Source organism: Sphaerisporangium sp. TRM90804, from assembly GCF_029846175.1.
Lineage (GTDB): Bacteria > Actinomycetota > Actinomycetes > Streptosporangiales > Streptosporangiaceae > Sphaerisporangium.
In genome coordinates this window covers 141,644-163,035 of sequence record NZ_JARWAC010000002.1, presented here as the reverse complement: position 1 = coordinate 163,035, position 21,392 = coordinate 141,644, and the positions used below count along the sequence as shown (strand labels likewise).

Genomic DNA, 21,392 nt, shown 5'->3' with positions numbered 1-21,392 from the left:
GGGTGACGCCGGGCGCCCGGCCGTCCGGGGACGGGGCGTGCCCGGGCAGGCCGGGAACGCGCAGGCGGCGGCCCTCGGCCGAGGAGCGCAGGCCGATCTCGGCGAACTGCACGCCGCGGGCGCCGGAGGCGAAGTCGTGCGGGAACGGCGCGTCCTCCAGGACGTGCCGGACGAACAGCTCCCACTGGGCCTTGAAGCCGTTGTCGAACACGGCGTTGTCCGGCACGTCCTGCCACTGCTCGCGAAAGCGCGCGGCGACCGGCTGGTCGGGGTCCCACACGGGCTTGGGCGTGGCGCTGCGGTGCTGGACGCGGCACTGGCGCAGCCCCGCCACCGCGCTGCCGTGCGTGCCGTCCACCTGGAACTCCACCAGCTCGTCGCGGTGCACCCGGACCGCCCACGAGGAGTTGATCTGAGCCACCACGCCGCCGGCCAGCTCGAAGATGCCGTACGCGGCGTCGTCGGCGTCGGCGCCGTAGGCGGCGCCCCGCTCGTCGACCCGCTCGCCGATGTGGGTGACCGCGTGCGCGGTCACCGTCTCGATCGTGCCGAACAGGTTCTCCAGCACGTAGTGCCAGTGGGGGAACATGTCCAGGACGATGCCGCCGCCGTCGGCCGCCCGGTAGTTCCAGGACGGGCGCTGCGCGCTCTGCCAGTCGCCCTCGAACACCCAGTATCCGAACTCCCCCCGCACCGACAGCACGCGGCCGAAGAAGCCGCCGTCGATCAGCCGGCGGAGCTTGAGCAGGCCGGGGAGGAACAGCTTGTCCTGCACGACGCCGCCCCGGACCCCGGCCGCCTCGACGGCGCGCACCAGGCCGAGGGACTCCTCCAGGGTGGCGGCGAGCGGCTTCTCGGCGTAGACGTGCTTGCCGGCCTCGATCGCCCGGTGGACGGCGGCGGCGCGGGCGCTGGTCACCTGGGCGTCGAAGTAGATCAGGTTGCGGTCGTCGGCGAGCGCCGAGCCGAGGTCGGTGGTGTGGTCGTCGATCCCGTGCGCGGTCGCGAGGCGGGCGAGCTTGGCGGCGTCCCGGCCGACCAGGACGGGCCGGAGCGTCACCCGCCGGCCGTCCGACAGCGTCACGCCGCCCTGCTGGTTGATCGCGAGCACGGACCGGACGAGGTGCTGGCGGTACCCCATCCGCCCGGTGACGCCGTTCATCACGACGCCGACGACGGTCTCGCTCATCACGTCTCCCAGCCTTGGAAAGCGCTTTCCCAAGTTCCAACCTAAAGAAGCGCACGTGATGCGTCAAGATCCCGCCGGTCGGGACCGCGCGCGCCGCCCACACCGTCGCTTGGCCGGCGGGCGGGCGAGACATTCCCCGCCGGGCCGGGCAGGCGTGAAACGGCCCGTGCCGCGCGCACGGTGCGGGCGGTGACGTCCTCGTGGACGGGTCAGGCCTCGAACTCGCCCGTGGCGGCCAGCACGGTGAGGGCCGTGGACAGAGGGCGGGCCGTCAGGCCGATCTGCCACTCGCGCGCGCCCAGGTCGCGCAGGCGCGCGGCGACCGCCTCGTCGCCGAGGTCGCCGGGCGGCTCCCACGTGAGGCGCCGGATGGCCTCAGGCTGCAGCAGGTTCTCCGTGGGCATGCGGTGGGTGGTCGCCAGCGCCGCGACGGTGGCCCGCGCGGCGGCGAGCCGCTTGGCGGCTGCGGGGTCGCGGTCGGCCCAGCGGTTCGCCGGCGGCGGGCCGTCGCCGGCGAGGTTCGGCTGCGGCAGCTTGGCCTCGGGCAGCATGCGCGCCCGGCCGATGGCGTTCAGCCACTCGCGCAGGTGGCGGCGGGCGCTGCGCCCGGTGAACGGCGCGATGTCGGTCAGCGCCTTGGTGGTGCGCGGCTGATCGAGCGCGGCGGTCACGATCGCCGAGTCGGGCAGCACGCGCCCGGGCGCCAGGTCGGCGTCGCGGGCGATCTCGTCGCGCAGCGTCCACAGCTCGCGGACCACCGCCAGCCCCCGCACCGAGCGCACCCGGTGGATGCCGGACGTGCGCCGCCAGGGGTCGGCGCGCGGCGGCGACGGGGGAGCGGCCAGGATCGCGGCGAACTCCTCCCGCGCCCAGCCGAGCTTGCCGGCGGCCTCCAGCTCATCGTGCAGGGCGTCGCGCAGCTCGATCAGCACCTCGACGTCCAGCGCGGCGTAGCGCAGCCAGTCCTCGGGCAGGGGGCGGTGCGACCAGTCGGCCGCGGAGTGGCCCTTCTCAAGGCGCAGGCCGAGGACGTTCTCCACCATCGTCCCGAGGCCGACGCGCTCGTACCCGAGCAGCCTGCCGGCCAGCTCGGTGTCGAACAGCACGCGGGGGGTGAACCCCACCTCGGCCAGGCACGCGAGGTCCTGCGTGGCGGCGTGCAGGACGACCTCGGCGCCTGCCAGCGCGGCGTCCAGCCCCGACAGGTCGGGGCAGCCGATGGGGTCGATGAGCGCGCTGCCCGCTCCGGCCCGGCGCAGCTGGACGAGGTAGGCCCGGCCGCTGTACCGGTAGCCGGAGGCGCGCTCGGCGTCCACGGCCACCGGGCCGGTGCCGGCCGCGAAGGCGCGCACCACCACGGCCAGGGCGGCGGGGTCCTCGATGACCGGCGGAATGCCCTCGCGCGGCTCCAGCAGCGGCACGACGGAGTCGCCCGCGGGAATGATGTCGTCGTCGGTCACGTCCTGAAGGACTCCGGGTCTTCGCGACGCGCGGACCGCTGCGGCAGCGCCGCGACGTCGGGTGGCAGGGGTGGGATGCCCGCCGCGAGGCACATCAGGTCGCACCACGCGGCGACGTGCGCGGAAAGGTCGTCCTCCAGCGGGGACCACGAGGCACGCAGCTCCAGCTCGGTGGTGACCGGGTCGTCGGCCTTGTTGCCGAACCCCTCCGACACCGCCCGGGTGACCGTGCCGCCCGCGGCGGCGTAGCGCGCGCCGTGGGCGTCCAGGGCCTCGGTCAGCCAGCTCCACGCCACGGGCCCGAGCATGGGGTCGGAGGTGATCTCCGGCTCCATGTCGGCGCGCACATAGGCGACCAGGCGGAACGGGCCGTCCCATCCGCGCTGGCCGTCGGGGTCGAACAGCATGATGAGACGGCCGATCGCGAGCTCGTCGTCGTCTCGGTGGACGGCCGCGCCGACGGCGCCGGAGTAGGGGGCGAGCCGCTGCGGCGCCGGGATGTCCTCCAGCTCGATCTCGGGCCTGACCTCGGCTGGACGCAGGCTGGCGAGCGCCCGGCGGAACGCGGCCGGGGCCGGCGGGGCGTCACCGATGGTCATGGTGGCAGCGTAGGCCGGGGCGGGCGGGCCGGGAAGCAGGGGGGTACGCGCTGGTGACATGGCCGCTGATCAAGCCGCCATCACCGCGGCGCCGCCGTGTGACCCGCAGGCCCGTCCCCGGCATGAGTGGTGCCGTGCGCGGGGGGAGGGCCGCCCGCCCTCCCCTTCGGCGGCACGGAGCGCACAATGCACAGTGCGGTGCTCGGAGGAACTCCACATCGCGGTCATCGCGGGCCTTTCGTCGGATCCCAGGGACGAGAGCTCGCACGGACAGGGCGGCGTGCCGCCCGGCCGGCGCTCCCCGCGCGCGCCACGTCCGTGAAGTCGAGGGCTGGTCCGACGTTGACACGTGACGGCGACATTTCCCCGCAACGCGCTCGGCGTGTCCCGAAAGTGGTCACCGAATCGGCGTCACGCGGGGACTTGACGAAGAATTGGGCCGGCCACACCATGATCGCGGACCTCGTGTGAGACGTACTGTACCTCCGCCTGGGAGCTGGTTGACATGGGAAGCTCCGGGAAGGGGTGCCCCGGTCAGGTTAAACCAGACAAACTGCACGCATCATGGCTCAATCGTCATGAACCAACAAGAGGTCAGTAAACATCTCTTTCCTCGCCGTGGCGGGGACCCCGCCCGGCCGTCCGCCGGGGCCCCTGCCGGTCGGCGCGGGCGGGCCCGGCGAGTGGGGTACCGGCCCGGGTCCGTGGCACCCTTGACTACGTGAATCCCGAGACCGCCGAGTCGCCCTTCATCCGCGCGTGCCGCCGGCTGCCCGTGCCGCACACCCCGGTCTGGTACATGCGCCAGGCGGGGCGGTCGCTTCCCGAATACCGCGCCGTGCGCGCCGACGTCCCCATGCTCACCGCCTGCGCCACCCCCGACCTCATCGTGGAGATCACGATGCAGCCGGTGCGCCGCTACGGCGTGGACGCCGCGATCTTCTTCAGCGACATCGTCGTGCCGCTCAAGGCCATCGGGATCGACCTGGACATCAAGCCCGGCGTCGGCCCGGTCGTCGCCGCGCCGGTGCGCGACGCCGCGGGCGCGGCCGCGCTGCGGCCGCTTGAGCCCGGCGACGTCCCCTACGTCACCGAGGCGATGCGGGCGCTGGTCAAGGAGCTCGGGCCCACACCGCTCATCGGCTTCGCCGGGGCGCCGTTCACGCTGGCCTCCTACCTGATCGAGGGCGGGCCGTCCAAGAACCACGACCACACCAAGGCCATGATGTACGGCGAGCCCGCGCTGTGGCACGCCCTCATGGAGCGCCTCACCGACCTCACCGTCGCCTACCTGCGCCTGCAGGTGGACGCCGGTGCCTCGGCGGTCCAGCTCTTCGACTCCTGGGTCGGCGCGGTCGCCCCCGCCGACTACCGCGAGTTCGTGCTGCCGTACACCGGCCGCATCTTCGCCGCCCTGGCCGATCTCGACGTGCCGCGCATCCACTTCGGCGTGGGCACCGGCGAGCTGCTCGGCCTGCTGGGCGAGGCCGGCGCCGACGTCGTCGGCGTCGACTGGCGCGTCCCGCTGGACGAGGCCGCGCGCCGCGTCGGGCCGGGCAAGGCGCTGCAGGGCAACCTCGACCCGGCCATCCTGCTGGCCCCCTGGGAGGCGGTCGAGGGCCGCGCCGCCGACATCCTCGCCCGCGGGCGGGCGGCCGAGGGGCACGTCTTCAACCTCGGCCACGGCGTGCTGCCGTCGACCGACCCCGCCCAGCTCGCCCGCCTCACCGACTACGTGCACGAGACCTCGGCCTCCTGACCCGGGCCGCCGCGCCGGGTCCTCAGGCGCGGCGGCCACGGGCCGACGCGACCGGTCCCCGCGCGCGGCGCCCACCCCCCCGGCCGTGGCAGGGGAGGCGGGTGTTCGACCTCGCCCGGCGCCCACGCCCGGCCGGGGGAGGGGAGCCGGTCCTCGACCTCGCCCGGCGCCCGGAGGGGCGACCGGCGCGGCGGGCGGACGGCCCCCGGATCAGTCCTCGCCGGCCGTCCGACCGCCTTCGGGCCGCGCCGCGACCGCGACCGGCGGGCCGGGGGCGGCGGGCGGGTCCGGGTCAGGGTCGACGGCGGGTGACCCGCCCAGCGGCGGCGCCGGCCGCAGGCGGCGGCGCACGGCGAGGTAGCCGAGCCACAACAGGGCGATCGGCACCAGCCAGGGCAGCAGGGCGCCGGTGACCAGCAGCACGACCCTGGCGGTGGTCTTCAGGGCCTTCCAGCCGCCCTCCAGGCCGCTCAGGAAGCCCGGCGGAGGCTCGGGGTCGGTCCGGGCGACGACCGCCGCCGGGCCGACCAGGCGCAGCGTCAGCGTCGCCTCGGCCGTCTGCGCGGCGAGCGTCTTCTGCCGGGCCAGCAGCGACTCCAGTTCCGACTCCCGCCCGGAGATCTCCCGCTCGACCGACAGCACCTCCCCGATGGTCTTCGCCCTGCTCAGCAGCGACCGCAGCTGTTCCAGCGCGGCCCTGGCCGACCGCACCCTGCTGTCGACGTCGGCCACCTGCTCGGTGACGTCCTCGGTGCTCTGGCGCAGCGACTCGCGCCTGCCCAGGTCCTTGCCGAGCTGGGTCAGCAGGGCCTGGTAGCGCTCCGGGGGCACCTTGAACACCAGCGTCGCGCCGGCCTCGCGCCCGAACGACATGGACTCCTCGCTGCCCAGACGCCCCCCGGCGGCGGCGACGATCTGCTTGGCCCGGTCGGCCGCGGCCGTGACGTCCCGCGCCCGGACGGTCATCTCGCCGGTGTAGACGATCGCGCGGTCGGCCGGCGCCACCTCGACCCCCGCCACGTCGCCCTCCTTGGGCGCCCCCGCCTCACCGGTGGCCCCCTCGGCCCGTGCCGCGTCGGACGCCGCACCGGCCGCGGGCGCCCGCTTCGGCCGCGACTGGGGCCCGGCCGCGTCTTCGGCCAGATTGGCGGCGGGCGCGCCCGCGGCCGTGTCCGAGGCGCCGCCGGCGCACCCGGAGAGGAGGACGACGGCCCCCAGGACCATCGCCGATAACGGACCGCCTCGCGGTCGTCTGCCCCGTAATCTGCTCATGCCCTCATGACGGGCGCGCGGGGCGCCCGGTTTGGCGGAGCCGCGTCACAATGGCATCACGTTGTCCCCGCCCCGCGCCGGAGGGCCGTCCCGCGGGGGTCTGGAGCCCCTATCCCGTCCCGCCCGCCCGCGCGCGGGGGCGGGCGCGGGGCCGGGTAACGTCTGGAGGCATGGAAGGGACTCGGCCGCACGTCGTGGTCGTGGGCGGGGGGATCTCCGGGCTGGCCGCCGCCTGGCACCTGGGCCGCGACGGCGGCGTCCGGGTGACCGTGCTCGACGGCGCGCCACAGGTCGGCGGGAAGCTGCGCGTCTCCGAGATCGCCGGCGTCCCGGTCGACGAGGGCGCGGAGGCCATGCTGGCCCGGCGCCCCGAGGGCAAGGAGCTCGTGCGCGCGCTCGGCCTGGGCGGCGAGCTGGTCGACCCCGCTCCGGTGGGCGCCTCCATCTACAGCAGGGGCGCGCTGCGGGCCATGCCCAAGGCGAACCTCATGGGGGTCCCGTCCGACGTGCGGGAGCTGGCACGCTCGGGCGTGCTGTCGGCGGCCGGCCTCGCCCGGGTGCCGCTCGACCAGGTGCTGCCCGCCACGATGATCACCTCCGACGTCTCGGTCGCGGCCTACATCAGGGCGCGCATGGGCGGCGAGGTGGTCGATCGGCTGGTCGAGCCGCTGCTCGGCGGCGTCTACGCCGGGCGCGCCGAGCGCCTGTCCCTGGACGCGACCATGCCGCGCGTCGCGGCGATCGCCCGCACGGAGCGCTCGCTGCTCAAGGGCGCCCGCGCCGCCGCCCAAGTTTCCCCGAAGGACGCCGGCCCCGTCTTCACCACCCTCAGGGGCGGCATGGGCGGCCTGCCCGCCGCACTGGCGGCGGCCTCGGGCGCCGACGTCAGGACGGGCGTCATGGTGCGCGAGCTGGCCCGCACGCCCGAGGGGTGGCGCCTGGTCGCCGGCCCCGCCCGGGAGCCGGAGATCATCGAGGCGGACGCCGTGGTCGTCGCCGTGCCCGCGGTCGCGGCCGCCAGGCTGCTGGCCGCCGAGGCGCCCAAGGCGGCGGCCGAGCTGGCGCGCGTCGAGTACGCGAGCATGGCGATCATCACCCTGGCCTACCCGCGCTCGGCCTTCCCCGCCCCGCCCGGCGGCAGCGGCTACCTCGTCCCGCCGGTCGAGGGGCGGCCCGTCAAGGCCGTGACCTTCAGCTCGGTGAAGTGGCCGCACCTGGCCGACGCCGACTCCGGCGTGCTCGCGCTGCGCTGCTCCGTCGGCCGCCTCGGCGAGGAGCACGTGCTGCAACGCGGCGACGACGAGCTGGTCGCGCTGGCCATGGGCGAGATGGCCGAGGTCATGGGCGTGCGGGGGCTCCCGCTCGACAGCCGGGTCACCCGCTGGGGCGGGGCCCTGCCGCAGTACGACGTCGGCCACCTCGACCTGGTCGCCCGCGTCCGCGCGGCGGTGGCGGTCCAGCCGGGCCTCGCGGTGTGCGGCGCCGCCTACGACGGCCTGGGCATCCCGGCGTGCGTCTCCACCGGGCGCACCGCGGCGGCGTCGGTGCTGGCGCACCTGGCCGAGCGGCGCGGGGGAGAATGGACCACGGGCCGGCCCGCGGCCGGCACCCGGTGAGCGGTCCACCCGGGCGGGCCGGTTGGATGGCCGGTGGGGCGGCGGCTCCGCGGGAGCCGCGCCGGGCGAAGGCGACGAACAGCCGTTGACGGAAAGCGAGTGCGACCAGTGACGGACACCAGCGCGCGGCCGAAGGCCCGCGATCTGAACCAGCTCATCCGCTACACCATGTGGTCGGTGTTCCGGCTGCGCGACCCGCTGCCGGGCGACCGTGAGGGCGTGACGCACGAGGTCGAGGCCCTGCTGGCGCAGGCGGCCGAGAAGGACGTCGTGACCCGCGGCTCGTACGAGGTGGCGGGCTTCCGCGCCGACGCCGACTACATGTTCTGGTGGCACGCCCCCACCCCCGAGGACCTTCAGGACGTCTACGGACGCTTCCGGCGCACGGCGCTCGGCCGGGCCAGCGAGCCGGTGTGGTCGGTGATGGCGCTGCACCGTCCCGCCGAGTTCAACAAGTCGCACGTCCCGGCGTTCCTCGCCGACGAGCAGCCGCGCGGGTACGTCAGCGTCTACCCGTTCGTGCGGTCGCTGGAGTGGTACCTGCTGGAGGAGGACGAGCGCCGCGCCATGCTGGCCGAGCACGGCATGCTCGCCCGCGACTACCCCGACGTGCGGGCCAACACGGTGGCGTCGTTCGCGCTCAACGACTTCGAGTGGATCCTCGCCTTCGAGGGCGACGAGCTGCACCGCATCGTCGACCTGATGCGGGCGCTGCGCGCGGCGACGGCACGCCGGCACACCCGCCTGGAGGTGCCGTTCTACACCGGCACCCGCAAGCCGCTCGCCGAGCTGGTCGCCGCCCTCCCGTAACCCCGACAAATCCGGCATAGGTTGATTTGCTCAACTTATGCCCCAATGGGCTGCAGATCTGATATTGAGCGAACAAGCCGCGCAAGTCATCGATCTTTGCCATACTCGGGGTGATTCCACGTCGACGTGAGGCGATAGGTGAGCAGCGGCAGTGGCCTGGCACGGTCCAGGCGAGGGGGGCACCGGCGGCGCAAGTCCCGCGCGACCGTCGTTCGCGAGGCCGGGGTGGGCGCGGCCGCCGTCGCGGTGGCCGCGCTGGCGGTCGGCGGCGTGTTCTTCCGTACGGGCGACGGCACGGCCGCGTCCGGCGAGGCGGTCCCGCCGGGGAGCACGGCGGCGGCGAGCGCCGCCCCGGCACGGCAGGCGGCCGTCGGCGGCCAGGCGACGACGGCGAGCGCGGGGGTGCGCAAGAGCCGCGACGCCAAGACCGCGGGCGGCCCGTCCAAGCACACCGACACCGAGGCCGTCGGCTACTTCAAGAAGCGGTGGGTCGCCGACAAGTCGGTCAAGCGCATCACCGACATCAGGACCGTCGGCAAGTACCTGCGCATCTACACCGACCTCCCGCAGTCCGGGCGCAACTCCAAGCCGGCGCTCGACCTGTGCAAGCGCGGGCTGGAGTACCTAGTGCAGGAGCGGGGCGACGAGGCGCCGGTGGTGTTCGTGCAGGCCAAGTACGGCATGAACGGCAACCCGGTGCTGGCGAACATCATGGGGCCGGGCGACACCACGTGCCGGCTCACCTACCCCGACCCTCGGTAGGAGGCGGTATCGGGGGCGTCACCACGCGCACCCGGGTCTTGCCGCAGACGCCGCAGCACTGGGTGACCACCTGGCCGATGGCCTCGATGGTCTCCCACCTGTGGCGTAAGTGCACCGCGGCCCCCGTACGGGGCGCGCCTTTCCGGTCGTGCGAGCCGGCCGCCCGTACGCGTTCCTACCCTCGGCGTGGTGCGGGCATGCGTCGCCCGTTACTTTGCGCATGCCTTCCATCACTCTGGGGGCGCGCCCGGCCCGCCTCGCGGGGCGGGCCGGGCGCAGGACTACTCGACGGGCCGAAGGCGCAGGGAGACCGAGTTGATGCAGTAGCGGTCGTCGGTGGGCGTGCCGTAGCCCTCGCCGTGGAAGACGTGCCCCAGGTGGGAGTCGCAGCGGGCGCAGCGGACCTCGACGCGCGACATCCCCAGCGAGCGGTCCTCGATCAGGGTGACGGCCTCCGACTTCGACGGCTCGAAGAACGACGGCCAGCCGCAGTGCGACTCGAACTTGGTCTCGGACCGGAACAGCTCGGCCCCGCAGGCGCGGCAGGAGTACACGCCCACGGTCTTGGTGTCGACGTACTCGCCGGTGAACGCCGGCTCGGTGCCGGCCTGCCGCAGCACGCGGAACTCCTCGGGGGAGAGCTGGACCCGCCACTCGGATTCGCTCTTGACAACCTTGTCCATGCCCCAAGCCTATGCGTCCGGGGCAAAACGTGACCTTGCCAGGGGCGGGCCGCGCGAGCCCGCCGGGTCGCGCGGGGCCGCCGGGGGGTAGCGTCGGTGGCATGCCGTCGCCGTTCATCGAGCTGGAGGTCGGGGGCCGGATCGTCAAGGTCACGAACCCTGACAAGATCTACTTTCCCGACATCGGTGCCACCAAGCGTGAGCTGGTCGAGTACTACGTGTCGGTCGGCGAGGGCGCGCTGCGCGCCCTGTACGACCGGCCCACCTACCTCAAGCGCCACCCCGACGGCGTGCGGTCGGAGGCGATCTACCAGAAGCGCCTGCCGCCCCGCCACCCCGACTGGCTGGAGACCGTCACCGTCCGCTTCCCCAGCGGCCGGAGCGCCGACGCCCTGAAGGTGACCGAGGTGGCGTCCATCGCGTACTGCGCGAACCTCGGCACGATCGACTTCCACCCCTGGCCCACCCGTTCAGGCGACGTCGAGCACCCCGACGAGCTGCGCATCGACATCGACCCGCAGCCAGGCACGGGCTTCGAGGAGGCGCGCCGCGTCGCGTTCGCGGTCCACGAGGTCCTGATGGAGCTGGGCATCCGCGGCTTCCCCAAGACCTCCGGCAACCGCGGTATCCACATCAACGTGCGCATCGAGCCCCGCTGGTCGTTCACCGAGGTCCGCCACGCCGCCATCGGCTTCGCCCGGGAGGTCGAGCGCCGCCGCCCCGACCTGGTCACCACCGCCTGGTGGAAGGAGGAGCGCGGCGAGAAGGTCTTCATCGACTACAACCAGAACGCCCGCGACCGCACCGTGGCCGGCGCCTACTCGGTACGGGCCTTCCCGGCGGCCCCGGTCTCCACCCCGGTCACCTGGCTGGAGCTGGCCGACCTGGACCCCCGCGACTTCGACATCCGCACCGTGCCGCCCCGGTTCGCCGAGATGGGCGACGTCCACCGCGAGATCGACGACCACCACCACTCCATCGAGATGCTCCTGGAGTGGTACGCCAAGGACGAGCGCGGCGACATGCCCTACCCCCCGAACTACCCCAAGATGCCGGGCGAGCCGATGCGCGTCCAGCCGAGCAAGGCCAGGTCGTCCGGCGACGAGGCGGGCTGAGCCCGGCTCGCCGCTCAGTCGAGCAGGCAGGCGTCGAGGTTCAGGGGGTCGAGGCGCAGGTGCAGGCCGTCGCAGTCGTTCGCCTGCTGGGTGGGCGCCGGTGGCGACGGCCTGGGGCTGGTGGTCGGGCTCGGCCCGCGCGGCGGCGGGGCCGGGGTGGCGCGCGGCGGCGGGGCCTGCGTGGAGCGGGGCGGGGAGTCCTGCGACGGCGGCCGGACGTCCGCGTCCGGCGGGGGAACCGCCGGGGCCGAGCGGTCGGTACGCGGGGACGTGTCGTCCCGGTCGCCGTTCTCGCCGCTCTCGCTCGGGCCGGGCGTCGTGCCGCCGGTCGGCCGCGCCGGGGCGGTGGCCTCGGCCGTGCGCGCGGGGGCGGTGCGGCCGGGGGAGGCCGTGGGCTCCGCCGGGGGCGTTCCCCCCGGTTCTGTGACCACCGGCACGGGCGCGGGCTGGGCCACCGGCGCCTCGGGCACGGTGGTGGTGAAGGTGAACGCGGCCACCGTCGCGGCGACCGCCGCCACGGCGGTGCCGCCCAGCGAGGCGGCGGGGTGGCCGCGCACCCAGTCGCGGCCGTGCAGGTAGGCCAGCAGCAGCGGCAGGGGCACCAGCACGTGCCCGCGGCGCGCCCGGTCGGCGCGCAGCGCGACGCGCAGGGCGGCCCGGCGCTCCCCGGCGGGCAGCGCCGAGTTCAGCACGACGACCGTCTCGCCGCCCTCGGTCCACACCAGCACGTGGACGTCCTCGGGCAGCTCCCGGTGGTGGAGGCGCGTCGTCACCGCCGCCCCTTCCGCCGTGCCTCGCGCATGGCGGACAGGGTGGCCCGCCACGCCGCGGAGTCGCGCGCCGGGTCGGGCCGCCGACCGCCGCCGACCACGAACATCACCCGCACCCCGTCGATCTCGAGCTCCACGGGGTTGTGCTCGGCGTCGCCCCGCTGCCAGGCGTGCAGCAGCCGCGCCGGCGGCTCGCCGTCCGCCGCCTGACCACCGCTCTGCCACGCCCGCAGCAACTGCGGCGCCGGTGTTCCGTAGGGATCGGTGACGTCGTCGGCGTCGCCGGTTTCGCCGGGGGGTGTGTGCATGTGGTGGCAGCCTCTTGAGGGTGGGCGGGACGCGCTTCCCAGCCGTGTATCCACAGAACGGTATTTCATTTCACGTCTCACCGTAAAACGGACCTTTGTCGCTATTCCGTTACACATCGTGCCCGCCGCTGCCGCACGCGCACGGGAGCGCAGCCTCACCAGCTCCCGCGACGTTCCCAATCCTCCGGACTGCCGGTGTACCCGATGACGTGATCCTTGCCCTGCTCGCGCAGCCAGGCCAGCAGCCGCTTGACGCCGGCGCTCCGGCCGTCCCAGATGAGGAAGAGAAGATCGGCCCTGCCGGCGAACAGGAGGTCGCGCGCGCTCGGGGCGCCCGGGCTGCGGGGAAGCTGTTCCAGGGTCGCGTCGATGAAGTGGCCGCCGTGCTCCTGCAGAATCCCCAGCATGCGCGCGGACAGGTCGTAGGCGTTGTACCCGACGGGCATGACTCGTTGCCCGTTGTCCAGCAGCCATTCGGCGGCCACCTCGTCGGCGGTTCCGACCGTCCCGCAGTACCAGGTGGCATCGGCGCTGAGGTAGGGGCTGAGCAGCCGCTCGATCCGCCTCCGAGCGGAGGCGGGCCGTATGACGGACGTGCCGGTGACGGCGTAGACGGTGCCCTTGGGGCTCTGGGGCCGCAACGTGAGGTTGGCCCGTGGCACCTCGTAGTGGGAGAGGGTCTGCCTGACGGCCTCGACGAGCTCCCCCTTGAGGGAGGCGGTGAGCCGTGACCTGTCGTACCGCAGCGTGCGCATGTCGCTGATGTCGAAGGGAGCCGGGCCCGCGTCCTGCGAGATCACGATGACAGGTTTCTGCAGGGCGGAGGCGTAGCCCACCTCCCACATCACGTTGGGGTTCGCGCCGCTCACGTCGGCGACGCACAGCGTCGCGCCCCGGAGTTCGGCCAGTAGTTCGTCGGTGACCCGGCCCGCGTGCCGGCGCTCGTCCAGGCGGACGCACGTGATCTCCTCGCCCGCGACCGCCTCCTTGACCGCGTCGGCGACCGTGTCGCTGACGTCGTGGAACTCCGGCGCGAAGGGGGTCATCAGGAAGCACTTCAGCAAGGTGTCCGCTCCCTCGGCTCATCGATCACGAAGGTGAGTGCAGTAGGCACTTCCCGTGACGATAAACCTTGATCGGGAGTGGGGGGAGGGAGAGGCGGAAGCGGAGCGCCGTGTGCGGGCTAGGTGAGGAGGGCGGCGGCCAGGGCCTCGTGCTCGGCGTGGAGGTCGGCGCCGGGGGCCGAGAGGATCTGGACGGCCACCTGGTCGGCGCCGGCGGCGAGGTGCTCCTCGATGCGGCGGCGCACGGTGGGGCGGTCGCCGTGGGCGATCAGGGCGTCGAGCAGGCGGTCGCTGCCCTCGCCGGCGAAGTCGTCGTCGTCGAACCCGAACTTGCGCAGGTTGTTGGTGTAGTTGGTCAGCCCGAGGTAGGGCCGTAGCGGCCCCCGGGCGATGGCCCTGGCCCGCTCGGGGTCGTCCACGAGCACCGCCATCTGCTCGGGCACCAGCAGCGGTCCGGAGCCGAGGATCTCGCGGGCCCGCCGGGTGTGCTCGGGCGTCGTGAGGTAGGGGTGGGCTCCCGCGCTGCGCTCGGCGGCCAGCCGCAGCACCTTCGGGCCGAGCGCGGCCAGCAGCCGCCGCTGGAACGGCACCCCGGCCCCGTCGAGCGCGTCGAGGTACTCCATCAGCGCCGAGTAGGGCTTGGCGTAGCGGTCGACGGCCTCCGGGTGCCCGGCGCCGATGCCGAGCAGGAAACGCCCGGGATGCCGGGACTCGATGCGGTGGAAGGAGGTGGCCACCGCGCGCGGGTCGGCCGTCCAGATGTTCACGATGCCGGTGGCGACGGTGATCGTCGAGGTGGCGTGCAGCAGCTTGTCCACGATCTCCAGGTCGGCGGGGGGCGAGCCGCCGACCCACAGCGTGCTGTAGCCGAACCCCTCCACCGCCGCCGCCAGCTCGGGAGTGAGCGTGCGCCAGGACTGCCAGACGCCGATCCTGCCCAGTTCAGGCCGTGTCATCGTCCCCGTCCCCTCCGGGTCGTCCGCGCGGGCGGCCGGCCGCCGCTCAGGAGCCTGCTACCCGGCGGTGTCACGCTCGACACCCGCCGCGCGCCCCGGGATCATGACGGGAGGGCCGCGCGGCGCCTATTCGCCGGGCTTCTTGCCGTCGGCGAACCGCAGGGCCCCCGCCTCGACGTCGGCGTGCCGCGACATGGTGGCCGCCGCGCGGCGTACGGCGCCGACCGGGACGGCGGGCACGAGCCTGTCGAGGAAGGCGTACCTGCGGGCCAGGGAGTCGATGTAGGCGCCGCTGTGGCCGGCGGCGGCCCGGATGCCGTTCCACCAGTCGGCGATGTCCCCCCAGCCGGGCGCGGCCAGCGACCCGCCGAACTGCTGGACGGCCAGGGCCGAGCACACCCCGGCGAACGCCAGGCGGTCGGCCAGCGGCCAGCCCGACAGCGTGCCGAGGACCATGCCCGCGCCGAAGACGTCGCCCGCCCCGGTCGGGTCGAGCGCGGTCACCCGCAGGGCCGGGGCGTACGCCTCCTCGCCGGTGGTGGAGTCGATGGCCATCGCGCCGTTGGCGCCGTCGGTGACCACGGCGAGCGGCACGCGGTCGGCGAGGGCGTACAGGGCCTCGCGCGGCGTCTCGGTCTGGGTGTAGGCCATGGCCTCGACGGCGTTGGGCATGAAGGCGTGGCAGACCTCCAGCTGGTCGAGCAGGATCGACGACCACGTCTCCGAGGGGTCCCACCCGACGTCGGCGAAGATCAGCGCGCCGTCCTGGTGGGCGAGGTCGGCCCAGGTGGGGGCGCCGCGGTCGCCGAGCGGCTCCTCGATCGACAGCGGCGTGATGACGGCGCGCGACCGCGGCGGGCGGCCGATGAGCTCCGAGGCCGTCATGGGCGGCGGGTGGCCGTGGGTGACCATGCTGCGGTCGCGGTTCACGGCCATCGACACCGTGACCGGGGAGTGCCAGCCCTGGAACCGGCGCGAGCGCGACAGGTCGACCGACTCCTGCTCGCACAGGATGCGCCAGTTGAAGTCGGCGTAGTCGTCGTCGCCGAAGGCGGCGGCCATCGAGGTGCGCAGGCCCAGGCGGCTGGAGGCGATGGCCAGGTTGGCGATGCCGCCGGGGCAGGAGCCCATGCCCTCCGCCCACGCCTCGGTGCCGGCGGCCGGCATCGCCTGCAGCCCGGTGAACACGATGTCCAGGAAGACGGTGCCCGTGGTGAACACGTCGAACTCAGGCCCGTCCGGGCCGCGTTGGTCGGCGAGCGGGTCGTAGGCCTGGGCAGACACGAAGCGGACTCCTCCTCGGCGGCGCGAAGATGTGCGCCATCTTGCATGTCCTTGCTGCACATATCAAGAGTTGGCGGGCGTCGATGGTTGTTTTTGCTCAGTTGTGCTCGAAGCTGACTGCTACCATCCTTCCGTGCTCCAGCACGTCAGGCATGCCCAGATCATGCAGCGTGTCCGCCTCGCGGGCGCGACGAGCGTGCGCGACCTGGCGGCGCAGCTCGGCGTGAGCCCCTCCACGATCCGCCGCGATCTGGAGCTGCTCGACCGCGACGGCACGCTCACGCGCGTGCGCGGCGGGGCGCTCGCCAACCCCGGCCCCGACACCGGCCCGCCGTTCGCGCGGGTCGCGGGCGTCGACGAGCACGACGAGCACGACGAGGACGCCGTGGCCGCCCGCGCCGCCGCCCTGGTGCGAGACGGCGAGGTCGTCCTGCTCGACCTCGGCACCACCACGGTCAGGCTCGCGCGCCACCTGCGCGGGCGGCGGGTCACCGTGGTGACCTCCAGCCTCGCCGTGCTCGACGCCCTGCGCGACGACCACGCCGTGGAGCTCCTGCTGCTCGGCGGCATGCTGCGGCGCGCCCACCACTCGCTGGGCGGCGTCCTGACCGAGGAGGCGCTGCGCCACGTGTGCGCCGACCGCCTCTTCCTGAGCGCCGGCGGGGTGCGCGCCGACGGCCAGGTCACCGACACCACGATCGCCGAGGTCCCGCTGAAGCGGGCCATGATCGCCGCCGCCGGCCAGGTCGTCCTGCTGGTCGACCGGCACAAGTTCCCGGGCACCGGGGCCCTGCGTGTGTGCGGCCCCGGCGAGCTCGACGTGGTCGTCACCAACACGGGCGCCGACCCGGCCACGCTGCGGGTCTTCACCGGCTCGGGCGCGCAGGTCGTGACGGCGTGACCGGTCTCGCGTACAGGGGGTCCCCATGAAGCTGACCATTCTCGGCGGCGGCGGTTTCCGCGTCCCGCTGGTCTACGGCGCCCTGCTGCGCGACGGCGGAGGGCCGGGGGTGGAGGAGGTCGTGCTGCACGACCTGTCCGAGCAGCGCCTGGCCGCCGTCGGCCACGTGCTGAGCGGCCTGGCGGCCGGGCACGCCGCACCGCCGCGCGTGCGGGTCACCACCGATCTGAACGACGCCCTGCGCGACGCCGCGTTCGTGTTCTCGGCGATCCGGGTGGGCGGCCTGGCGGGCCGCACGGCCGACGAGAGGGTGGCGCTCGACCTCGGCCTGCTCGGCCAGGAGACCGTGGGCCCTGGCGGCGTCGCCTACGGGCTGCGCACCGTCCCGGTGGCCCTGCGCGTGGCCGAGCGGGTGGCCGCGGTGGCGCCCCGCGCCTGGGTGATCAACTTCACCAACCCGGCCGGCATGATCACCGAGGCGATGCAGCGCATCCTCGGCGAGCGTGTCGTCGGCATCTGCGACTCCCCGGTGGGGCTGATCCGCCGCGCCGCCCACGCCCTCGGCGTCGACCCCGCCCGCACCGCGCCCGACTACGTGGGGCTCAACCACCTCGGCTGGCTGCGCGGGCTGTCGTACCAGGGCCGCGACGTGCTGCCCGACCTGATCGCCGACGACGCCGCGCTCAAGCGGGTGGAGGAGGCCCGGCTGTTCGGCACCGAGTGGGTGCGCACCCTGGGCGCCCTGCCCAACGAGTACCTGTACTACTACTACTTCACTCGGGAGGCCGTCGCGGCGATCGGCGGCGCGCCCCAGACCCGGGGCGAGGCGCTGCAGCGCCAGCAGGAGCGCTTCTACGCCGACGTCCTGGCCGACCCCGGGTTCGCGCTGGAGAAGTGGCGGCGCACCCGCGAGGAGCGCGACGCCTCCTACATGGCCGAGACCCGCGACACCGCGCAGGCGGGCGAGCGCGAGCGGGCCGACCTTGACGCCGGGGGGTACGAGGGCGTGGCGCTCGCGCTGATGGGCGCACTCGGGCGCGGCGCCACGGCCACCATGATCCTCAACGTGCGCAACGGCTCGGCCGTCCCCGGCCTGCCTCCGGAGGCGGTCGTGGAGGTCCCGTGCGCCGTGGACGCCGGCGGCGTGCGCCCGCTGGCCACCCGCCCGCTGCCCGGCCTGTTCCTCGGGCTGGTCCAGCAGGTCAAGGCCGTCGAGCAGCTCACCATCGAGGCCGCGGTCACCGGCTCGGCGAGCACCGCCCTGCAGGCCTTCGCCACCCACCCGCTGGTCGACTCGGTGACGGCGGCCCGCCTCCTGCTGGACGGCTACCGCTCCCGCGTCCCCGAGCTGGCCGCCACGCTCGGCCCCCGCTAGGCCGCGCGGCGCGCGAAGCCGAGGGCGGCGGCGAGGCGTCCCAGGTCGGCGCCGTCGCGGCGCATGATGCGCACCGAGGGGTTCGAGCCGTCGGCCAGCAGGCCCCGGAGCAGGTCCTCGCCGGTCACCCGGCCGGTGGAGCCGCTCCGGTGCAGGGCCACCTCGACGACCTTGCGCGCCTTGGGGGTGAGCGGCAGGTCGGCGGCGGGGCCGGACAGGACGACCCTGAGGGGGCGCAGGCGCGCCCGCGTCAGGCGCCACCGCGCCGGGTCGTCCACCGAGACCAGGCCCGACATGCGGCGGCGTACCTCGGCGAGGTCGATGCCCAGCCCGGCGAGCAGGTCGGCGTCCCGCGGCCGGCCGGCCTCGCCGGCCAGGGCGGCGCGGACGGCCGCGGCGGTGACGCCGAAGGCGTCCAGGGGCTCCTGGAAGGGGCGCAGCTCGGCCAGCGCCAGCAGGATGGCCCTGTCGTCCAGCGCCGTGTGCCCGGCGTCCATCGCCAGCAGGCCCGCGCGCACCACGGCCCGCCGGGCCGGCGGTGTGAACCTGGTGAACATGCTCACTCGTGACTCCCCGCTTCGTCGACGACCCGGTGGGCGTGCTTGCGGTGCGCCGACTGCCGCCGGACGCCCAGGGCCGCCGCGATGGCCTCCCACGACCACCCCCGCGCCCTGGCGTGGGCGACGTGCGCCGCCTCCAGCTCCTCCAGCAGGCGCCGCAGCGCCGCCACGGCGGCCAGGCCGGTGGCCGGGTCGCGGCTGTCGACGGCCTCGGCCAGTTCGATGACTGATCCCATGTCTGTCAGCATAGGCTGACAGACACCCTCGTGTCAGCACAAGCTGACGACCATTCCGCGCGCGGGCGCGGGCGCGGCCGTCACGCCCAAGGAGTACGCACCGCTCGCGGGCCGCTCCGCGCGCGGGCGGGGGCGCGGCACGACGCCTTCCCCGCGACCGGGCGTGAGCCCGTCCCGCGCGCGGGCGGGCGCGGGACGGGGCCGGGCTCGATGTCGCTGGCCCAGGACGGCAGGCTCGCGCGCAGGCGGGGGCGCGCCGGGGGACCGGCGGCTCAGCGGGCCAGGATGTCGTCGAGGTTGTAGCCGACCGGCTGTTCGAGCTGGGCGTAGGTGCACGACTCCGGCGTGCGGTCGGTGCGCCAGCGGCGGAACTGCGCGGTGTGCCGGAAGCGGTTGCCCTCCATGTGGTCGTAGGCCACCTCGATCACCAGCTCCGGCCGCAGCGGGATGAACGACAGGTTCTTGCCGGCGCTCCACCGCGAGATCGCGCCGGGCATGCGCTGGGTCGTGCCGTCGCCCTGCGCCATCCAGGACGCCCACGGGTGCCCCGAAAGGTCGTCCATGAGGTACGGCTTCAGCTCCTCCACCAGCTCGGCGCGGCGCTGCATCGGGAAGGAGGCCGCCACGCCCACGTGGTGGAGCACGCCCGCGTCGTCGTACAGGCCGAGCAGCAGCGACCCCACGATGGGGCCCTTCTTGTGCTCGCGGTACCCGGCCACCACGCAGTCGGCGGTGCGCTCGTGCTTGACCTTGAGCATCACGCGACGGTCGGGCTCGTACGGCTGGTCGGCCCGCTTGACGACCAGACCGTCCAGCCCGGCGCCCTCGAACATCTCGAACCACTCGCCGGCCCGCCGCTCGTCGGCCGTGACCGGCGTCAGCCGCACCTGGCCGCCGGCCCCCGACAGCGCGTCCACCAGACGGGCGCGGCGCTCGCCGAACGGGGTCTCCATGAGGTTCTCGTCGCCCGACGCCAGCAGGTCGAAGGCGACGAACGACGCCGGGGTCTGCTCGGCGAGCAGCCGCACGCGCGACGCGGCCGGGTGGATGCGCTGCTGCAGGGCGTCGAAGTCGAGGATCTGGCCGCGCCGCAGCACGATCTCGCCGTCGACCACGCACCGGCCGGGCAGCTCGCGGCGCACGGCCTCGACCAGATCGGGGAAGTAGCGGGTGAAGGGCCGCTCGTTGCGGCTGCCGAGGTACACCTGGTCGCCGTCGCGGAACACTATGCACCGGAAGCCGTCCCACTTCGGTTCGTACAGCAGGCCGCCGTCCTGGGACGGCAGCGCCTTGACGGCCTTGGCCAGCATCGGCGCGACGGGCGGCCGGACGGGAAGGTTCATCTCCGGCGGCGGCTCCACCGGCGCGGGAAGATTCATGCGGGCTCCCGGGTGTACTTGCAGAACAGGAAGTCGTCCTCCTCCAGGAGGTGCGACAGGGTGAGCCGCGTGCGCGAGGGGACGCCGTCGAGGATGCGGGCGGCGTCGCCCCCGGTCAGCAACGGGCTGATCGTCAGGCACAGCTCGTCGACCAGGCCGGCCGCCGCGAGCTGGGCGTTGATCCGCGGGCCGCCCTCGCACAGCATCCTGCCGAGGCCACGCGCGGCCAGCTCCCGCAGGGCGAGCGCCGGGTCGACGTGCTCGTCTCCGGCGACGATCACCTCGGCGTGCCTGGCGGCCTCGTCGCGGCGCTCCTTCGGCGCCCGCTCGGTGGTGAGCACGATGGTGCGCGCCGCGGGGTCGGCCTCGCAGAACAGCGGACCGGCGAGGTCGAGGTCGATGCGCCGGGTGACGACCGCGATCGGCGGCGCGGGCGGCCGCCCCTCGCGTAGCCCGGCCCAGGAGGCGCGCGGGCGCGCCGGGCCGTAGCCCTCGGCGCGCACGGTGGCGGCGCCGGTCAGCACGACGTCGGCCAGGCCGCGCAGCACCCCGAACACGCGCCGGTCGCCCTTGCCGGACAGGCCCTCCGACAGGCCCTTGAGCCACGCGGCGCCGTCGGCGGCGCTCACCATGTTCAGGCGCAGCCACCGGTCGCCGGGGTAGGCGTAGGCCTCGGCCAGGTCGACCTCCGCGGCGGGGGTGGGAAGGATGCGTCGCACGCTCTCTACCTTGGCACACGGACTTTCGGCCCGCCCGCACGCGGTGCGGGGGAGCGACCGAAGTACCAAATCACTATAAATAGCGACTCGTGAGATATGGGATGCGTAGCGTTACCGCGCCGCCGGCGGATGTAGGAGAGGAACGACGGGCGCGGACGACGACGGAGGCACGCGTGCGGCTGCTGACGGTGGGACTGTGGGTGGTGTCGGCCGGCATCGGGGTCTACCTCTTCTGCCTGTGGCTGGCCGGCGGCGGGCTGCGCCGGCAGAAGACCAAGGTGACGACGTTCCCGACCGCGCTGATCGTCATGCACCCCGTGCTCGGCCTCACCTCGCTGGCCTCGTGGGTGACCTTCGCGCTCACCGGGCACCGGGGCTACGCCTGGCTGGCGCTGGGGCTGCTGAGCGTCGCCATCCTGCTCGGGTTCACCATGTTCACCCGCTGGCTGGGCGGCGGGCGGCACGCCAGGGGCGCCGAGCAGGGGTTCCCGGTCGTGGCGGTGCTGCTGCACGGGGTGGCCGGCGTGATCACCTTCGTGCTGGTGCTGCTCGCCGCCACGACCCTCTCGTGAACG

Annotated in this window: 21 protein-coding genes and 1 pseudogene; 8 read left to right on the top strand and 14 right to left on the bottom strand. The window is 74.4% G+C overall.

Going from position 1 to position 21,392, the window contains the following annotated elements; genetic code table 11:
* Positions 1–46: 46 nt before the first annotated feature.
* The 3 genes and pseudogenes from PYR91_RS02440 to PYR91_RS02430 all read right to left on the bottom strand — a co-directional run.
* A pseudogene (locus tag PYR91_RS02440) lies at positions 47–1,189 on the bottom strand (Gfo/Idh/MocA family oxidoreductase); the annotation flags it as partial.
* Between the two features lie 209 nt (positions 1,190–1,398).
* Positions 1,399–2,649 (bottom strand): HRDC domain-containing protein, encoded by a 1,251-nt coding sequence (locus PYR91_RS02435; protein ID WP_279777363.1) that lies wholly within the window; start codon positions 2,647–2,649, stop codon positions 1,399–1,401.
* Positions 2,646–3,248: a DUF3000 domain-containing protein gene (locus tag PYR91_RS02430; protein WP_279777362.1), complete on the bottom strand. Its 603-nt coding sequence runs from the start codon at positions 3,246–3,248 to the stop codon at positions 2,646–2,648. Before PYR91_RS02430 ends, PYR91_RS02435 begins: the two co-directional genes overlap by 4 nt.
* A 721-nt stretch (positions 3,249–3,969) precedes the next feature.
* Between PYR91_RS02430 and hemE the strand changes: the two genes are divergently transcribed.
* The gene (gene hemE, locus PYR91_RS02425; RefSeq protein WP_279777361.1) at positions 3,970–5,007 is read left to right on the top strand and encodes a uroporphyrinogen decarboxylase; all 1,038 of its coding nucleotides are present in this window, start codon (positions 3,970–3,972) and stop codon (positions 5,005–5,007) included.
* A 210-nt stretch (positions 5,008–5,217) separates the two neighbouring features.
* Here hemE and PYR91_RS02420 read toward each other — a convergent pair whose 3' ends face one another.
* Positions 5,218–6,231, bottom strand: coding sequence for a DUF4349 domain-containing protein (locus PYR91_RS02420; protein WP_279777360.1), 1,014 nt, complete (start codon positions 6,229–6,231; stop codon positions 5,218–5,220).
* A gap of 218 nt (positions 6,232–6,449) precedes the next feature.
* Here PYR91_RS02420 and hemG point away from each other — a divergent pair, with 218 nt between their 5' ends.
* The 3 genes from hemG to PYR91_RS02405 all read left to right on the top strand — a co-directional run bounded on the left by hemG (position 6,450) and on the right by PYR91_RS02405 (position 9,467).
* On the top strand, positions 6,450–7,895 hold the full coding sequence (hemG, locus tag PYR91_RS02415) for a protoporphyrinogen oxidase (protein WP_279777359.1): 1,446 nt from the start codon (positions 6,450–6,452) through the stop codon (positions 7,893–7,895).
* 168 nt (positions 7,896–8,063) lie between these two features.
* Positions 8,064–8,705 carry a hydrogen peroxide-dependent heme synthase gene (gene hemQ / locus PYR91_RS02410; RefSeq protein WP_279777385.1) on the top strand — a complete coding sequence of 214 codons (642 nt, stop codon included), beginning with the start codon at positions 8,064–8,066 and terminating at the stop codon, positions 8,703–8,705.
* 138 nt (positions 8,706–8,843) lie between these two features.
* The gene (locus PYR91_RS02405) at positions 8,844–9,467 is read left to right on the top strand and encodes a hypothetical protein (protein ID WP_279777358.1); all 624 of its coding nucleotides are present in this window, start codon (positions 8,844–8,846) and stop codon (positions 9,465–9,467) included.
* 281 nt (positions 9,468–9,748) lie between these two features.
* Here the strand turns inward: PYR91_RS02405 and msrB are convergent, their stop codons facing one another.
* Complete coding sequence (msrB, locus tag PYR91_RS02400) at positions 9,749–10,150, bottom strand: peptide-methionine (R)-S-oxide reductase MsrB (protein ID WP_279777357.1); 402 nt, start codon at positions 10,148–10,150, stop codon at positions 9,749–9,751.
* A 101-nt stretch (positions 10,151–10,251) separates the two neighbouring features.
* Between msrB and ligD the strand changes: the two genes are divergently transcribed.
* Positions 10,252–11,265, top strand: a complete 1,014-nt coding sequence (ligD, locus tag PYR91_RS02395) for a non-homologous end-joining DNA ligase (RefSeq protein ID WP_279777356.1) — start codon at positions 10,252–10,254, stop codon at positions 11,263–11,265.
* A gap of 14 nt (positions 11,266–11,279) precedes the next feature.
* Here the strand turns inward: ligD and PYR91_RS02390 are convergent, their stop codons facing one another.
* From PYR91_RS02390 to PYR91_RS02370, 5 genes are all read right to left on the bottom strand, one after another.
* On the bottom strand, positions 11,280–12,038 hold the full coding sequence (locus PYR91_RS02390; RefSeq protein ID WP_279777355.1) for a hypothetical protein: 759 nt from the start codon (positions 12,036–12,038) through the stop codon (positions 11,280–11,282).
* Positions 12,035–12,343 carry a hypothetical protein gene (locus PYR91_RS02385; RefSeq protein ID WP_279777354.1) on the bottom strand — a complete coding sequence of 103 codons (309 nt, stop codon included), beginning with the start codon at positions 12,341–12,343 and terminating at the stop codon, positions 12,035–12,037. Before PYR91_RS02385 ends, PYR91_RS02390 begins: the two co-directional genes overlap by 4 nt.
* 155 nt (positions 12,344–12,498) lie before the next feature.
* Positions 12,499–13,407, bottom strand: coding sequence for a hypothetical protein (locus PYR91_RS02380; RefSeq protein ID WP_279777353.1), 909 nt, complete (start codon positions 13,405–13,407; stop codon positions 12,499–12,501).
* Between the two features lie 119 nt (positions 13,408–13,526).
* On the bottom strand, positions 13,527–14,363 hold the full coding sequence (locus PYR91_RS02375) for an LLM class F420-dependent oxidoreductase (protein WP_279777352.1): 837 nt from the start codon (positions 14,361–14,363) through the stop codon (positions 13,527–13,529).
* A 126-nt stretch (positions 14,364–14,489) separates the two neighbouring features.
* Positions 14,490–15,647, bottom strand: a complete 1,158-nt coding sequence (locus PYR91_RS02370; RefSeq protein ID WP_279777351.1) for a PfkB family carbohydrate kinase — start codon at positions 15,645–15,647, stop codon at positions 14,490–14,492.
* A 133-nt stretch (positions 15,648–15,780) separates the two neighbouring features.
* Here PYR91_RS02370 and PYR91_RS02365 point away from each other — a divergent pair, with 133 nt between their 5' ends.
* Together PYR91_RS02365 and PYR91_RS02360 are read left to right on the top strand one after the other, a co-directional pair.
* Entirely contained in the window at positions 15,781–16,548 is a 768-nt protein-coding gene (locus PYR91_RS02365; protein WP_279777350.1) for a DeoR/GlpR family DNA-binding transcription regulator, read from the top strand.
* A 25-nt stretch (positions 16,549–16,573) separates the two neighbouring features.
* On the top strand, positions 16,574–17,923 hold the full coding sequence (locus tag PYR91_RS02360) for a 6-phospho-beta-glucosidase (protein ID WP_279777349.1): 1,350 nt from the start codon (positions 16,574–16,576) through the stop codon (positions 17,921–17,923).
* Here the strand turns inward: PYR91_RS02360 and PYR91_RS02355 are convergent.
* The 4 genes from PYR91_RS02355 to PYR91_RS02340 form a co-directional block, all read right to left on the bottom strand.
* Positions 17,920–18,486, bottom strand: a complete 567-nt coding sequence (locus PYR91_RS02355) for a Clp protease N-terminal domain-containing protein (RefSeq protein ID WP_279777348.1) — start codon at positions 18,484–18,486, stop codon at positions 17,920–17,922. The two genes, PYR91_RS02360 and PYR91_RS02355, sit on opposite strands and share 4 nt — an antisense overlap.
* Positions 18,483–18,719, bottom strand: coding sequence for a hypothetical protein (locus PYR91_RS02350; RefSeq protein WP_279777347.1), 237 nt, complete (start codon positions 18,717–18,719; stop codon positions 18,483–18,485). The genes PYR91_RS02355 and PYR91_RS02350 overlap by 4 nt, the downstream gene beginning before the upstream one ends.
* 272 nt (positions 18,720–18,991) lie before the next feature.
* Positions 18,992–20,062, bottom strand: a complete 1,071-nt coding sequence (locus tag PYR91_RS02345) for an ATP-dependent DNA ligase (protein WP_279777384.1) — start codon at positions 20,060–20,062, stop codon at positions 18,992–18,994.
* 32 nt (positions 20,063–20,094) lie between these two features.
* Entirely contained in the window at positions 20,095–20,817 is a 723-nt protein-coding gene (locus PYR91_RS02340; protein WP_279777346.1) for a pyrimidine reductase family protein, read from the bottom strand.
* A gap of 173 nt (positions 20,818–20,990) precedes the next feature.
* On the opposite strand from PYR91_RS02340, the gene PYR91_RS02335 reads away from it, so the two are divergent.
* Entirely contained in the window at positions 20,991–21,389 is a 399-nt protein-coding gene (locus PYR91_RS02335) for a hypothetical protein (protein ID WP_279777345.1), read from the top strand.
* Positions 21,390–21,392: the final 3 nt, after the last annotated feature.